The sequence below is a fragment of the Amycolatopsis antarctica genome, assembly GCF_002262875.1.
Classification (GTDB): Bacteria; Actinomycetota; Actinomycetes; order Mycobacteriales; family Pseudonocardiaceae; genus Amycolatopsis; species Amycolatopsis antarctica.
This window is the reverse complement of record NZ_NKYE01000018.1, coordinates 17,311-31,112: the sequence shown is the minus strand read 5'-3', so window position 1 is coordinate 31,112 and position 13,802 is coordinate 17,311. Positions and strand designations below refer to the sequence as shown.

The following is a 13,802-nucleotide window of genomic DNA, read 5'->3' as shown; positions in this document are numbered from 1 at the left end:
TCCGATGACATCGAACCTGACGACATCCGCACCGGTCACCGGCAGCGGCGAGGTCGAACTGGCGATCGGAGGCATGACCTGCGCCTCGTGCGCGAACCGGATCGAGCGCAAACTCAACAAGCTCGACGGGGTCACCGCGACGGTCAACTACGCGACCGAGAAAGCCAAGGTCACCTACACCGGCGAGGTTGCCACCGACACGCTCGTCGAGCAGGTCGAGGCCGCCGGCTACACCGCGACCCTGCCCGCGGCCCCTGCCGCGGAGTCCACAGCGGACAGTGACGGCGAACCGGAGGGCACCCGGTCGCTGCGGCACCGGCTGATCGGCTCGGCGTTGCTGTCGGTGCCGGTGATCGCGATGGCGATGATCCCGGCGCTGCAGTTCACCTTCTGGCAGTGGATCTCGCTGACCCTGGCAGCCCCGGTGATCGTCTGGGCGGCGTGGCCGTTCCACAAGGCGGCCTGGGCGAACCTGCGCCACGGCGCGGCGACGATGGACACGCTGATCTCCATCGGCACCATCGCCGCGTTCCTGTGGTCGCTCTACGCGCTGCTCTTGGGCACCGCGGGCACACCGGGCATGACCCACCCGTTCACGCTGACCATCGAGCGGATGGCAGGCGACGGCAACATCTACCTGGAAGTCGCGGCCGGAGTCACCACGTTCATCCTCGCCGGGCGCTACTTCGAAGCCCGCTCCAAGCGGCGCGCCGGAGCCGCGCTAAGGGCGCTGCTCGAACTCGGCGCGAAGGAGGTCGCCGTCCTGCGTGAGGGCACCGAACAGCGCATCCCCACCGACCAGCTCGCGGTCGGCGACCTGTTCGTCGTGCGGCCGGGAGAGAAGATCGCCACCGACGGCGTCATCGAGGACGGCAGCTCCGCGGTCGACGCCAGCATGCTGACCGGCGAATCGGTGCCGGTCGAGGTCACACCCGGCGACTCGGTGGTCGGCGCGACGGTGAACGCCGGCGGGCGGCTCGTCGTGCGGGCTACCCGGATCGGCGCGGACACCCAGCTCGCGCAGATGGCGAAGCTGGTCGAGGACGCCCAGACCGGAAAGGCCGCCGCGCAACGGCTCGCCGACCGGATCTCCGGGATCTTCGTGCCCATCGTCATCGCGTTGGCCTTCGGCACCCTGGCGTTCTGGCTCGGCGCGGGAGGGACCGCCTCGGCCGCGTTCACCGCCGCGGTCGCCGTGCTGATCATCGCCTGCCCGTGTGCGCTGGGCCTGGCCACACCGACCGCGCTACTGGTCGGCACCGGGCGGGGCGCGCAGCTCGGCATCCTGATCAAGGGCCCGGAAGTGCTCGAATCCACCCGCCGCGTCGACACCGTGGTGCTGGACAAGACCGGCACCGTCACCACCGGCGACATGTCCCTTGTGGACGTTCACCTCGCCGAAGGCGTTACCCGGCAGGAGGTTCTGCGGCTGGCCGGGGCGTTGGAGAACGCCTCCGAACACCCCATCGCGCAGGCCGTCGCTCGTGGTGCCCGAGACGAGGTCGGCGAACTCACGTCGGTGGAGGGCTTCGCCAACAGTGAAGGCCTTGGTGTGCAAGGGATCGTCGACGGCCACGCGGTGCTCGCCGGGCGCACGGCGCTACTCGAACAATGGAGCCAGCACCTGCCCGAGAACCTGGAGACGGCGAAGGCGACTGCCGAGGAACAGGGCCGGACCGCGATCGCCGTCGGCTGGGACGGCCAGGCACGGGCGGTGCTGACCATCGCCGACACGGTCAAGCCCACCTCAGCCGAGGCCATCACCCAGCTACGCGCGCTGGGCCTGACCCCGGTGCTGCTGACCGGCGACAACGAAGCGGTCGCCCGCACGGTGGCCGCCGAGGTCGGCATCGACCGGGTGATCGCCGAGGTCCTGCCCAAGGACAAGGTCGACGCCGTCGCCGGACTGCAGGCCGAAGGCAAGGTCGTCGCGATGGTCGGCGACGGTGTCAACGACGCCGCCGCACTGGCCACCGCAGACCTCGGCCTGGCAATGGGCACCGGAACCGACGCCGCGATCGAGGCCAGCGACATCACCTTGGTCCGGGGCGACCTGCGCGCCGCCGCCGACGCGATCCGGCTGTCGCGGCGGACCCTGGGCACCATCAAGGGCAACCTGTTCTGGGCCTTCGCCTACAACGTGTCCGCCCTGCCACTGGCCGCGGCCGGGCTGCTCAACCCGATGCTGGCCGGTGCGGCGATGGCGTTCAGCTCGGTGTTCGTGGTGTCCAACAGCCTGCGGCTACGCGGATTCCGCAGCACCGCGATCGACACGAAAACCACCGTGTAAGCCGGATCCGCATAGTCGGCTGGATTGTCGTGCATCGTCCCCGGAGACGGTGCACGACAATTCGCCGTGATCGGACCTAATCCGACGTGCGGGGCGGGCCGGTGCGATTCGCCGGCGATGGTGAGTGGGCGTGCGGCGTGGTGGCGTCCGCGGGAATGTCACGGTCGACGTGGTCGGCGTGGAACAGCGCTTGGGAGAGCAGACTCCGCACATGGTCGTTGGCGGCGGAGTAGTACACGAACGTGCCTTCGCGTCGCCCGGTCACCAGCCCGGCCAACCTCAATTTCGCCAGGTGCTGACTGACCGCGGTCGGCGCCGCCCCGGCGAGTTCGGCCAGGCACGCCACGGACGATTCACCCTGCAGCAGAGCCCACAGCACCTTGATGCGGGTGGGGTCGGCCAGCATCCGGAACGACTCGGCCGCGAGGTCGACCTGTTCGTCGGCGGGCATGTCGAACTCCGGTAGTCCGGTGTGCATGACGGCCACCCTACCCCGCTACCCAACTGCCTGCGTATCTGCATGAGTGCGCATCTATGCTGGTATGGTGTGCTCGCAAGCAGCCCTGACTGCACCGAGGTCACGCGAGCACAAGGTGGATTCCGTCATGACGGAGCAACACGACCATGCCGAGCACCACGGCCACGGACATGGCCACGGGCACGGGCACCAGGGACCCTTGGGCTCGCTATGGAGCCAGGTCAAGCATGCGGTGACGCCACACAGCCACGACAGCGCGGACATCGTCGACTCCACACTGGAGGCCAGCGCGCGCGGCATGCGAGCGCTGTGGATCTCCTTCGCGGGCCTGATGGTCACCGCGGTCGCCCAGCTCGCGGTCGTCGCGGTCAGCGGGTCGGTGGCGTTGCTGGGCGACACCCTGCACAACTTCGCCGACGCGCTGACCGCCGTCCCGTTGGCGATCGCGTTCCTGCTCGGGCGCCGGGCCGCGACCCGGCGCTTCACCTACGGGCTCGGCCGCAGTGAGGACCTCGCGGGACTGGTGATCATGCTGGTCATGCTCGCTTCCGCGGTGCTGGCGGCGTGGACGGCGATCGACCGGCTGATCACCCCGCAGGACATGACCGAGATCGGCTGGGTGGCCGCCGCCGGGCTCGTCGGGTTCATCGGCAACGAGGCCGTCGCCCGCTACCGCATCACCGTCGGCCGCCAGATCGGCTCGGCCGCGCTCGTTGCGGACGGGCTGCACGCTCGCACCGACGGGTTCACCAGTCTCGCGGTCCTGCTCGCCGCCGGCGGCTCCTGGATTGGCTGGCGCTGGGCGGACCCGGTCGTTGGACTGCTGATCACCGTGGCGATCCTGTCCGTGCTGTGGGGCGCGGCGAAAGAGGTGTTCTCCCGGATGCTCGACGCGGTCGACCCGGCACTGGTGGACACCGCCGAGCAGACACTGGCCGCCACCCCCGGCGTGCGCGGCGTCGATACGGTCCGGCTGCGCTGGGTCGGGCACACCCTCGTCGCCGACTCCGAACTCGACGTCGATCCCACCCTGACCCTGCTACAGGCACACAAGATCGCCCACGACGCCGAACGCCGGCTCATCCACGCGCTACCTCGCCTGAACCAGGCACTCATCCATGCCCATCCCGGCGGGGACACAGCCGCCGAACACCACGAACCCACACGGCAGCGCTGATAAGAGCCGCCGCGCCAGGGCGTTCAGAGAAACAATTGTGAGCGCCGCTATCCGCGGACACGCGCTCCTGGGGGGCGTAGCCCGTCCAGGGTGAGGCGCACGAGCCGGTGTACCGCCGCCTCGGACGGCAGCGCGCCGGCCGCGGACAGCGCGTGCAGGCAGTACCCGGCGAGTTCACCGGCCGCGATGTCATCGCGAATATCGCCGTGCGCCATGACTTCCCCGATCACGTCCCGGAACAGGTCGACGAGCTGTCGGCGGGCGGGGGCGATCTCGTCGTCCCGGTGCAGGAACGCCATGAGTTCCGCCCCGTGCTGCTCGCGATGGTAGGAGATGCGCGCATACGCCGTGAGGACCGCGTTCAGCCGCGCGGCGGGACCGCGGGCCTTGTCCCGCACCGCGGCCAGCTGCTCCAGGTGCGCGGTGACGTGGTGGCGGTGCCAGGCGAGCAGGATCGTGTCGACGTCCGGGAAATACTTGTAGAGCGTGGCCCGCCCGATCCCGGACTTCTGCGCGATCTGCGACATGGTCACCGCCGTCATCCCGTGTTCGCTGACCAAGGCCCAGGTGGCATCCAGGATCGCCTGGCGCACCGCGTTCCGGTGCGCGTCGACCGTCTCGTTCCACAGCTTCGGCACCACCTGATTCTATCCGCGATGCCACCGTGGCGACACATTGTCATGCATCGAGACAGTATGTATCGTAAAATCCGTGAAGGCAGACGACGATCCCATGCCCGATGAACCTGGTCGTGACCGTGCTGGGCGGATCCCTCGCTGGGTGGTGGTGACCGGGCTCGTGATCGGTGTGGTGGTCGCGCTGGCCGTGGTGGTGCTGGTGATCAGCGGCGGGGAGCACGGGCCGGGTCGCCACCTGTCCTCCGATGTCGGCGCCGATCCCGGCGGCATCATCCGGGTCACCGCGGAGCCCGACGGGGAAACCAGGTGATGGGCATGGCGCCGCGCGTGCGTAAGGCCATGCTGATGACGCACGTGGCGTCCTCGGTCGGTTGGCTGGGCGCGGTCGTGGCCTACCTCGTGCTTGCCATCATCGGTGTCGCGAGCTCCGACGTCGTGCAGGTGCGGGGCGCGTACTCGGTGATGGAACCGTTGGTGTGGTGTGTTCTCGTGCCGATGAGCCTGGTGTCGCTGGCCAGCGGGCTCGTCTCGGCCCTCGGGTCGCTGTGGGGGCTTCTCCGGCACTACTGGGTGGTGTTCAAGCTGGCGATCAATCTCATGGCCACCGTGGTTCTGCTGCTCTATGCCACCTCGATCGGCCACTACACCGACCTCGCGGCGGCACCGTCTGCCACGGTGCTCGTCGAGCTGCGGAATCCGACACATGTCGTGCATGCCGGGGGCGGGCTGGTGCTGCTGGTCCTGGCCCTGATGCTGTCGATCTACAAGCCTCGGGGGCGCACCGGAGCCGGGCGACGTGATGCCGCGTTGGCGCGCCCGAGGCGGTGATCCCCGGCTAGCGGGACGCGAGCAGAGCCGCCCGCCCGGATTCGTGTCGGTACCCATGACCCGGACGTGTTCGGTCCGCAGTCCGGCCGATCGCACGAGACGATCGACGTCGTCGTCGGAGTCGAATAGGGTGTGGCCCGCTCGGGCGAAGTCGCGTCGCCCGGCGGCCGGCATGTGCTGGCGCAGCTGGTAGCCGAGCGCGAGATGTCCTTGTGGCGCAAGCAAAGTGGCGATGGTGGACAAGGCACGTTCGAGGTCGGGAAGGAAATACAGCAGATGCACGCCGACGACGAGATCGACCGCGGGAGACGCGGGCAGGTCCGCGAGTTCGCCGACCACCAGCCGCAGTCGTCCTCGCCTGATCGCGTGCCGGTTGCGCCGTGCGGCGTGCCGGGCGAGCGTGTCGGACGGGTCGACGCCGGAGATGTGCGCGTCAGGGAACGCGGTCAGCAGCGCCTGGAGCCCGACCCCGGGCCCGCTACCCAGTTCGACCACCTGCGTCGGCGCGGGTACGCCGTGCCGGAGCTAGTCGACCAGCCAGCGGTTGAATCCACCGTTCTTGCGGGCCATGAACCGGCCGACGACGTGACCGATCGGGCCGGTGGGGCGGCTGAACTGGCGGGCGATGACTCCCATGTGTCGGCTCCCGTGACAGGTTGGCTGTGGCACTGGATCAGGTCGACCGGTGACCGGCTGGTCCGGCCCTCGCTCGACCGCGGTATCAGTCGATGTCGTTGAGGAAGTCCCGGATCGCCGGTGCGACGGCGTCGGCAAGGTCCTCAGCAGTGCGCAGCCCGGGTGAGACCCGGGCCGTTGCCAGCTGTCCGCGCGGCAGGGTGCGGGCGAGGTCGTCGGCCAACGCGGTGGGGTGGCGCGGGTCGCTGCCGGGAATGACCAGGGTGGGCGCGGCGACTTCGGCGAGATCGTGCACGCTGCGGAACGCGCGGTCGTGGCCGATGGCCGCGAACGCGGCGATACTCGCGGGATCCGCGCGCGGGATCGCCTCGCGCACGAGCGTGCCGATCACCGGGGCCAGGCCGGGCAGGATCGGCGCCCACCCAGCCTCGATGCCCTCGGTGCGGACCCGGGCCGCGAACTCGTCGAACAGCGCCGTCTCCGCCGCTTTGGCCTCGTCGTCCTCGATGTCCTCCACGCTGATCAGCACCGCGGCGCAGACCCGATCGGGGTGTTCGAGGGCGGTGCGCAGGGCGATCGTCCCGCCCAGCCCGGTGCCGCCGACTACGGCCGAGGCCAGTCCCAAATGGTCGAGCAGCGCGGTGACGTCGGCGCTGTAGCGGGCCCAGGTGTACGCGGCGGGGTCACGGCACACCGATCGGCCGAACCCCCGCACGTCCGGCAGCACGACGGTGTAGCGGTCGGCGAGCCGTTCGGCCAGCGGCAGCAGGCTGTGGTGGTCGGGCCCGCCGCCGTGCATAAGCACGACGGCGGGCCCCGCGCCGCACCGAATCGCGTGCAACCGGCAGCCGTCGCCGCCGTGATAGCTGAACTCGGTCACCACATCGCCTCAGTGGTGGTACTGGTGGACGACGGCGTGGCCGAGACCGCGGCCGATCATCCACTTGTTGACCGGCACGGTGAGCACGAAGGCCACCGCCAGCGCGAACGCCAGGGCCGCCCAGAACACCCAGTTGGCCAAACCGGCCTCCATCGCGCCGGGCACGGCGACCATCACCGCGTTGTCCACGATCTCCATCACCAGGATCGACACCGTGTCCGCCGCGAGCGCCACCTTCACCGCCTGCTTGAAGTCCACGCCCGCCCGCAGCACGCCGCGCATCGTCAGCGCGTAGCCGAAGACGAACGCCAGTGCGACGGCCAGGATGATCGTCGCGACGTTGCCCCAGCCGAGCGCGGTGCCGATGACCATGCCGAGTACTTCGCCGATGGCACAACCGGTCAGGCAGTGCAGCGTCGCCGAGGAGGCCATCGACCAGCTCGCGCCGCCGCCGTGCTGATGTTCGGCGTGCTCGTCCTGGTGGGGATCGTGGTGCTGCGCTGACTCGGACACGGCTGCTCCTCTGCTGCGGATCGGGGCGAATAGTCCCCGCCCAGATTTATACCCCCTAGGGGTATCGCGTGCAAGTGGTGGACGAGTGCACGTTTCTGGGGGGGCAGTCACACACTCACGACGGTAACCACTAAGGGCCTAGTACTAGCGACCTTAGTATCAGATTTGGCGACGCGTGGTTGGTATCACGCGCACAACAGGACGCCGGCGGCGGCGAGCAGTCCCGTGGTGAGGGTGAGGGGAATCAGCAGCGCGCCGGCGCCGGCCCCCGCGACGGCGAATGCCGACCGGCGCGAGGCGCGGGGGCGGTCGAGTCGGCGCAGGCGCACGGCGGTGTCTGCGCCGGACATCGCCAGGGCTCGGGTCGGGGCGAGCGGGGAGGTGAGTGCCCGGACCGCTTCGCGGACCGGTGCGGCCCCGCATGCGGCGACGGCGGCCCGGTCCGCGGCGAGTTCGACCAGGACGCGGATCGCGCCGGCGGCGTGGCGCATCAGCGGCAGGATCCGTAGCGCTTTGGCGGCCAGGTCGACGATGCCGACGAGCTGGTGGTGGCGTCCGCGCAGGTGGGCTCGTTCGTGGGCGAGCACGGCCTGCACCTGCGGCTTGGTGAGCTGCTCGGTCAGTCCGCGGGTGGCGACCACCAGTCCGCCGTGGCCGTGCAGGCTGTACGCCAGCGGGGTGTCGTGGTCGAGCCACAGTGTCGGGGCGGCTCCGGTGGTGTCGGGCTGGGTCAGCAGCAGGGCCTGGTCGTGCTGGCGGCGCAGCGCAGCCTTCCGTCGCCCGCGCCGCACCCCCGCCCGGGCCATGCGGACGGCCACGGCGAGCGCGACGCCCGTGCTGGCGGTGGCCACCAGCGGGTCCAGGTGCGGGATTCCGTCGTGGCTCAGTGCCGTCCAGCATCGATGCACCCAGGCGGTGATGGCGTCCGCCGGGCCGTGCCCGGGCCACACCAGCAGCGTCAGGCTCGCGACGGCACCGAGCAGCACGCCGGTCATCGTGACCAGCCACAGCGCGATCGCGACCGCGGGATCGACCCGGGACGCGGTCAGCCGGCGCAGCAGGACCGGGGCGCCGCAGCCGGTCAGCAGGGCCCCGAGCAGCAGCGCGGCGGCCAGGATCATCGTTTCCGCGGTTTCCGGCGCAGCGCCTTGCGGAGGATGTCGGACTCGGCCTCCGACGCGGTCTGGGCGAAATGCAGCAGCACGCCCTCCGGGTCGCCGGTCGAGTCCAGCACGCGGCGCAACGCGTGGGCCGCGGCTTCCTGGCGGCCGACGAGGGGCCAATAGCGGTAGGCGCGCCCGTCGCGGTCGCGGGCCACCCACGCCTTGCGGTGCAGGTTGTCCAGCACCGTCATCACCGTGGTGTAGGCCAGATCCCGACGGGTGTTGAGATCGCCGAGCACGTCGCGCACGCGCATCGGCTCGTCGCCGCGCATCGACCGGACGTCGACGAGCTGGCCTTCGGTGGGGGCGTCGACCATCTTGCCCGCGCCGACGAACATGCCGACGTGATGGATCGCCCCGGGATCGCCGGTGCCGTCGTCGTAGAACAGCAGGTCACCCGGCTGCAGAGCGTCCAGCGACACAGCCTTGCCCGCGGTGTACTGCTGGCGGCTGGTGCGCGGGATGGCGATCCCGGCCTGCTTGTAGGCCCAGGACGTGAGGCCGGAGCAGTCGAACTCATTGGGCCCGGTGGCAGCCCATTCGTACTCGGCGCCGCGTTTGGACAGCGCGGCCTGCAAGGCGTCGTTGGCCGCGCCGGGCGGGCCCAGATAGGAGCCGTTGTCCTGCACCTGTCCGATCTCCGCCTTGTCCGCGGCCGGTAGGTCCGCCAGCGCACCGCGGACCTGCGCGATCTGCCCGGAGAGGTCCTGCTTGCGGGTCCTGACCTGGGCCACGAGAGCTTCGGCCTCGGCTGCCGCGGTCTGGGCGCGTTGCTGCGCCGCCGCGGCGTTAGTGCGTCCGGCGCTGGCTTGCGCGGCGGTGTCGCGGTAGGCGTCCATCGCCTCGGCGTTCGAACCGGCGATCACGTTGAGCGCCGACATCCGCTCCAGGAAGTTCTGCGGCGAACTACTCAGCAGCGCGGCACTCATCGGCTCCAGCCGGGCACCGCGAAACGAGGCCGAGGTGAACTGGTCCACCGCACCCTGAAACTGCTGCTGCTGCACGCCTGCCTCGTCGGCGGTCTGAGTCGCGGCGGCCAGGTCGGCGTCGGAGGACTCGCGTTCGCGCTGCTTGACCTCCAACAGTCCTTCGGCTTCGGAGAGGTCTTCCTCGGTCGTGGCGGCCTGCACGCCCAGTTCCTCGTAGCGCTCACGCGCGTCCGAGGTGTCCGGGTCGGCGGGCTGGGCCATCGTCGGCGGCGCGAGCGTCACCACGAGCGCCGACATGGCGGCGGCCACTGCTGTCCTGCGGAACCGGTGCGGTCTCACGTGTGCTGCATCTCCTTGTAGGTCAACAACTCTGCGGACCGCCCCGCAGGCCCGCTGCCACACTAGGCAGCTCGGCCCTCTCTGTCCACTATCGAGATAGTACTATCGTTGTTAGTCGCTCGGCGACCGGCGTGTGACCTTCACGATCGATCGAGAGCTTGGCTGCGGGGAACTCGCTCGCAGACACTGCTGGCCGTGGCCTCGTTTCTGATTACCCGACTCGGCAACGTCCCCATTCCCAGCGCCAGGAAGAAATCGTGGCGTAGGTGGGACAAACCCAGCTCACTGTCCACACAGGACAGGAGGGCGGGCGACACGGTGTGAGGTGCGGTGTGCAGTGCACCTCACACCGTGCCGACGGGCTACTTCTTGTTGAGCAGACCGTTCATCGTGGCGATCTCCGCCTGTTGTGCGGTGATGATCTGGCCGGCGAGCTGCTTGGCCTCGGCGCTGGCGCCCTGCTGCTGCTCGGTGGTGGCCATGTCGATCGCGCCCTGGTGGTGGTCGACCATCATCGTCAGCCACATCGTGTCGAACGCCGTGTCCTTGGACTGTTCGAGCTTGCCCATGTCCTCGGCGGACATCATCCCCGGCATCGAGCCGTGACCGCTGTGGTCCATCCCCGGCATCGGGGCAAGAACAGGGGCGCCCCACTGCTGAAGCCACGCCGTCATGGTCTGGATCTCCGGGTCCTGGGCCTGCTGGATCTGCGCGGCCAGGTCGATCACCTGCTGATTGCTAGTGCGCCCGGCGACCAGCTTCGCCATCTCGACCGCTTGCTGGTGGTGCGGGATCATCTGCTGGGCGAAGGTGATGTCCGCCTGATTCGACTGCCCTTGCGCCGGAGCCGGCGCGGCCGGAGCCGCACTGGACGGAGCGGGAGTTTCGGGGTGGTGCTGCGATTCCTCGCCGCCACACGCGGCCAGGGCCGCGCTCAGCGCCACCGCGGACACGGCGAAGCCGATCATTTTCATTGTCCTCATGGGAATTCCTCGAGTTCGTGGGTCGGTGTGATCACGTCATTGCCATGCGTGCCAACGGGTTGGCGACGCGGGTGGTGATCACTGCCGAAGTACGCACGAGGTGAGCAGAATGTGCCGTCCAGGTGTGGGCGGCGGGCCGCGCGCCGCGGCCCACGCCCCGATGCCGCGCCGCAGTTCCCGCGCCTGGCCGCGGTGGGCGTAGACGAGCAGCAGGGCCAGGGCCACCCCGGCCGCGGCGCCGAGGATGGCCAGGCACAGGTGCCCGAGGTCGTGCCCGCCGCCATGAGGCATCGGTTCGTCGGCGAGCGGCAGCATCGACGGATGCTCCGCCACCGAGACCGCGGCACTGTGGTGGCCCGTGGGCGGGTGGCCGGGTTCGGCGCCGACGTGGTGCATGGCCACCACGCCCAGCGCGACGGCGCACAACAGCAGCCATCGCGCGAATCCGCCCCGAGCCTTGCCGCTCATGCTTCCACCGTAGTGGCGTCCCGGCGGCCGCACTCGCTCACGTGGTCGCCAGGGCCGGGGCAGCCGCCGGTTCGAGCCGCCCTGAGCGGCCCAGCGCGTGGATCGCGCTCGCGCACAACGCGCCGACCCCGATCAGCACCACCCACGGCAACCACGGCACCCCGGCGTCCCGGGCCAGATCGAGCGCGGACCCGGTGGCCAGGTTGCCGACCGCGATCCCGATACCGCAGATCGTGTTGTAGAGCCCGTAATGCGTTGCCACCAGACGGTTTCCGGACAACGAAACGATGGTGTCCATCTCGAACGGAAACACCACCACCGTGCCCAGGGTCAGCAGGCTGATCGACACCAGCAGCGGCACGAACGTCCACGCCGCACTCCACGACCACGACTCGCCCGGCCCCGCCGCGGCGGTCAGCAACGGTGCGACGAACGCCGAGCCCATCAACGTCAACCCGACCACCAGGCAGCGCCCGTGCGACCACCGCCGACGGCACCACGCGGTGATCTTCAACTGCCCCGCGATCGCGATCAGCCCGGACACCGCGAACAACACCCCGACCTCGATGGTGCCGATCGTGTCAGACGGCGCCAGCCGCCGGGTTTCCAGCGGCAGCGCCAAATACACCTGGAACGACATCACATAGGAGCCGATCATCGCCGCGGAGAACGCGAGGAACCGCCGGTTGCGCAGCGCCGTCTTCCAGCCTCCGGTCGACGACCGGGCGGCCTCGGTGTGCTCGGCATCGCTACGGGCGGGCAGTGCGCGGATCTGCAGCACAGTCAGCCCGGCGAACACCACGGCCGCGACCAGACAGGTCACCTGGAACGCGATACCGGTCAGCGCGAGCCCGATCAGCGGACCAAGAAGAATCCCGGACTGGTAGAACACGTTGAACAGGGCGAACGCCTCGACCCGGCGCTCCCCGGCGTCCTTGGCCACATACGCCCGCACCGCCGGGTTGAACAACGCCCCGGCGAACCCCGTCGCGGCCGAGGCGATCACCAACGCGGGCACCGTGTCGACCAGCCCGAGCATGGCGAACCCGCCGGTCCGCAACGCGCATCCGGCCACGATCAGCGGCTTGTAGCCGAACCGGTCGGCCAGCGCCCCGCCGAGCAGGAACATGCCCTGCTGGGAGAAATTCCGGACCCCGAGGATCAACCCGACCAGCCACCCGGCCAGCCCGAGACCCAGCGAGAGGTGCGCGGCCAGATACGGCATCAGCATGTAGAAGCCGATGTTGATGGTGAACTGGTTAAGCGCTAACAACTGCACCGGGCGGTCGAACGATCGGAACTGCGTCAGCACCCCGCTCACCGCGCCACCCCCGCCGGGGCGGCCACGTCCGTGCACCGGGACCAGCGGGTCACTTCATGGTGCAGCGGATCGTCGATGACGTCGGGCTCGTCTGGCATCGCGGCGCCCAAAAGGCCGTGCTCGGCACAGAACTCGTCGTTGTACACGGTGTCGAAATAGCGTTGCGGGCCGTCCGGGAAGATCGCCGCGATCCGAGCACCCAACGGCTCGTGACGGGCGGCCCACCCGGCGACCAGAGCGACCGCGCCGACACTCCACCCACCGGAGGTGTACTGGGCGGCAGCCAGCCGCCGGCAGGTGGTCACCGACTCCGCCGCACTCACCCAGTGCACCTCGTCGAACGCGCCGTAATCGACATTTCCCGGATAGATACTGGATCCCAGCCCACGCATCAGCCGCTTGCGGGCAGGCTGCCCGAAAATCGTCGAGCCGACCGTGTCGACGCCGATCAGCCGCATCCGCGGAAACCGCTGCCGCAGCACGCGAGACACGCCGGCCGAATGGCCGCCAGTGCCCACCGAGCAGACCAGGGTGTCGATGTGCTCGAGCTGCTTTGCCAGCTCCGTGGCCAGCGGGCGGTAGGCCTCGACGTTGTCCGGGTTGTTGTACTGATCCGGGCAGAACGCACCCGAATTCTCCGCCACGATCTCCGCCACCCGCTGCCGCCGCGCCTCCTGCCAACCGCCCACCGGATCCGGCTCGGTGACGATATCGACGCGGGTCCCGTAGGCCCGCAGGAGCTGCAGGATGATCGGCTCCATCCCCGGATCGCCGACCAGCGCGACCGGATGGCCGTAGACGATCCCGGCCAACGCCAAGCCGAGCCCGAGGGTGCCGCTGGTCGACTCCACGACCAGCCCGCCAGGCTCCAGCTCCCCGCGCTCACGGGCCCGGGCGACCATGTGCAGCGCGGGACGGTCCTTCATGCCACCGGGATTGTGGCCTTCCAACTTCGCCCAGAACCCGCGGCCATCAACGGTGAACGGGCGGTCGATCCAGGTCACCGGCGTGTTGCCGACGAACGCCGCCAGTTGCGGCGCGACCGGATCGGGCGCGGGTACGGGCAGGGTCACATCATGCGAGGGCATCAAGAAATGTCCTGTTCTGTGGTGCGGCACCAAGCCGCAACGAGGCGTGACAGATCCGGGCCGCCACTACC

Annotated in this window: 14 protein-coding genes and 1 pseudogene; 4 read left to right on the top strand and 11 right to left on the bottom strand. The window is 69.7% G+C overall.

Going from position 1 to position 13,802, the window contains the following annotated elements:
* The first annotated feature begins 4 nt into the window (after positions 1–4).
* The gene (locus CFN78_RS23690) at positions 5–2,290 is read left to right on the top strand and encodes a heavy metal translocating P-type ATPase (RefSeq protein WP_094865087.1); all 2,286 of its coding nucleotides are present in this window, start codon (positions 5–7) and stop codon (positions 2,288–2,290) included.
* Between the two features lie 76 nt (positions 2,291–2,366).
* Here the strand turns inward: CFN78_RS23690 and CFN78_RS23685 are convergent, their stop codons facing one another.
* On the bottom strand, positions 2,367–2,768 hold the full coding sequence (locus tag CFN78_RS23685) for an ArsR/SmtB family transcription factor (protein WP_094865297.1): 402 nt from the start codon (positions 2,766–2,768) through the stop codon (positions 2,367–2,369).
* 127 nt (positions 2,769–2,895) lie between these two features.
* Here CFN78_RS23685 and CFN78_RS23680 point away from each other — a divergent pair, with 127 nt between their 5' ends.
* Positions 2,896–3,945, top strand: coding sequence for a cation diffusion facilitator family transporter (locus CFN78_RS23680; protein ID WP_094865086.1), 1,050 nt, complete (start codon positions 2,896–2,898; stop codon positions 3,943–3,945).
* A 47-nt stretch (positions 3,946–3,992) separates the two neighbouring features.
* Here the strand turns inward: CFN78_RS23680 and CFN78_RS23675 are convergent, their stop codons facing one another.
* Positions 3,993–4,583 (bottom strand): TetR/AcrR family transcriptional regulator, encoded by a 591-nt coding sequence (locus CFN78_RS23675; protein ID WP_094865294.1) that lies wholly within the window; start codon positions 4,581–4,583, stop codon positions 3,993–3,995.
* 73 nt (positions 4,584–4,656) lie between these two features.
* Here CFN78_RS23675 and CFN78_RS23670 point away from each other — a divergent pair, with 73 nt between their 5' ends.
* A complete protein-coding gene (locus CFN78_RS23670; RefSeq protein WP_094865085.1) occupies positions 4,657–4,893 on the top strand; it encodes a hypothetical protein in 237 nt (78 codons plus the stop codon).
* A 5-nt stretch (positions 4,894–4,898) separates the two neighbouring features.
* Entirely contained in the window at positions 4,899–5,411 is a 513-nt protein-coding gene (locus tag CFN78_RS23665; protein ID WP_094865291.1) for a DUF2269 domain-containing protein, read from the top strand.
* Positions 5,412–5,537: 126 nt separating this feature from the next.
* Here CFN78_RS23665 and CFN78_RS30380 read toward each other — a convergent pair.
* The 9 genes and pseudogenes from CFN78_RS30380 to CFN78_RS23620 form a co-directional block, all read right to left on the bottom strand.
* Positions 5,538–5,906 (bottom strand): annotated as a pseudogene (locus tag CFN78_RS30380) (class I SAM-dependent methyltransferase); the annotation flags it as partial.
* Positions 5,907–6,132: 226 nt separating this feature from the next.
* Positions 6,133–6,927, bottom strand: coding sequence for an alpha/beta fold hydrolase (locus CFN78_RS23655; RefSeq protein WP_205660631.1), 795 nt, complete (start codon positions 6,925–6,927; stop codon positions 6,133–6,135).
* Positions 6,928–6,936: 9 nt separating this feature from the next.
* On the bottom strand, positions 6,937–7,359 hold the full coding sequence (locus CFN78_RS23650; protein ID WP_094865287.1) for a DUF4396 domain-containing protein: 423 nt from the start codon (positions 7,357–7,359) through the stop codon (positions 6,937–6,939).
* A 266-nt stretch (positions 7,360–7,625) separates the two neighbouring features.
* Positions 7,626–8,561: a M56 family metallopeptidase gene (locus CFN78_RS23645; RefSeq protein WP_094865084.1), complete on the bottom strand. Its 936-nt coding sequence runs from the start codon at positions 8,559–8,561 to the stop codon at positions 7,626–7,628.
* Positions 8,558–9,442 (bottom strand): NlpC/P60 family protein, encoded by an 885-nt coding sequence (locus CFN78_RS30165; protein ID WP_276307377.1) that lies wholly within the window; start codon positions 9,440–9,442, stop codon positions 8,558–8,560. The genes CFN78_RS23645 and CFN78_RS30165 overlap by 4 nt, the downstream gene beginning before the upstream one ends.
* Positions 9,443–10,233: 791 nt before the next feature.
* Entirely contained in the window at positions 10,234–10,854 is a 621-nt protein-coding gene (locus CFN78_RS23635) for a DUF305 domain-containing protein (RefSeq protein ID WP_094865083.1), read from the bottom strand.
* 78 nt (positions 10,855–10,932) lie between these two features.
* Positions 10,933–11,322: a DUF6153 family protein gene (locus tag CFN78_RS23630; RefSeq protein WP_094865082.1), complete on the bottom strand. Its 390-nt coding sequence runs from the start codon at positions 11,320–11,322 to the stop codon at positions 10,933–10,935.
* A gap of 37 nt (positions 11,323–11,359) precedes the next feature.
* The gene (locus tag CFN78_RS23625; protein WP_094865283.1) at positions 11,360–12,643 is read right to left on the bottom strand and encodes an MDR family MFS transporter; all 1,284 of its coding nucleotides are present in this window, start codon (positions 12,641–12,643) and stop codon (positions 11,360–11,362) included.
* Positions 12,640–13,731, bottom strand: coding sequence for a PLP-dependent cysteine synthase family protein (locus CFN78_RS23620; RefSeq protein ID WP_094865081.1), 1,092 nt, complete (start codon positions 13,729–13,731; stop codon positions 12,640–12,642). Before CFN78_RS23620 ends, CFN78_RS23625 begins: the two co-directional genes overlap by 4 nt.
* Between the last annotated feature and the right edge of the window lie 71 nt (positions 13,732–13,802).

Coding starts and splice junctions, on each gene's coding strand:
- CFN78_RS23690 (WP_094865087.1), top strand. CDS start 5: ATGACATCGAACCTGACGACATCCGCACCGGTCACCGGCAGCGGCGAG.
- CFN78_RS23685 (WP_094865297.1), bottom strand. CDS start 2,768: ATGCACACCGGACTACCGGAGTTCGACATGCCCGCCGACGAACAGGTC.
- CFN78_RS23680 (WP_094865086.1), top strand. CDS start 2,896: ATGACGGAGCAACACGACCATGCCGAGCACCACGGCCACGGACATGGC.
- CFN78_RS23665 (WP_094865291.1), top strand. CDS start 4,899: ATGGCGCCGCGCGTGCGTAAGGCCATGCTGATGACGCACGTGGCGTCC.
- CFN78_RS23650 (WP_094865287.1), bottom strand. CDS start 7,359: ATGGCCTCCTCGGCGACGCTGCACTGCCTGACCGGTTGTGCCATCGGC.
- CFN78_RS23645 (WP_094865084.1), bottom strand. CDS start 8,561: ATGATCCTGGCCGCCGCGCTGCTGCTCGGGGCCCTGCTGACCGGCTGC.
- CFN78_RS30165 (WP_276307377.1), bottom strand. CDS start 9,442: ATGGACGCCTACCGCGACACCGCCGCGCAAGCCAGCGCCGGACGCACT.
- CFN78_RS23635 (WP_094865083.1), bottom strand. CDS start 10,854: ATGAGGACAATGAAAATGATCGGCTTCGCCGTGTCCGCGGTGGCGCTG.
- CFN78_RS23630 (WP_094865082.1), bottom strand. CDS start 11,322: ATGAGCGGCAAGGCTCGGGGCGGATTCGCGCGATGGCTGCTGTTGTGC.
- CFN78_RS23620 (WP_094865081.1), bottom strand. CDS start 13,731: ATGCCCTCGCATGATGTGACCCTGCCCGTACCCGCGCCCGATCCGGTC.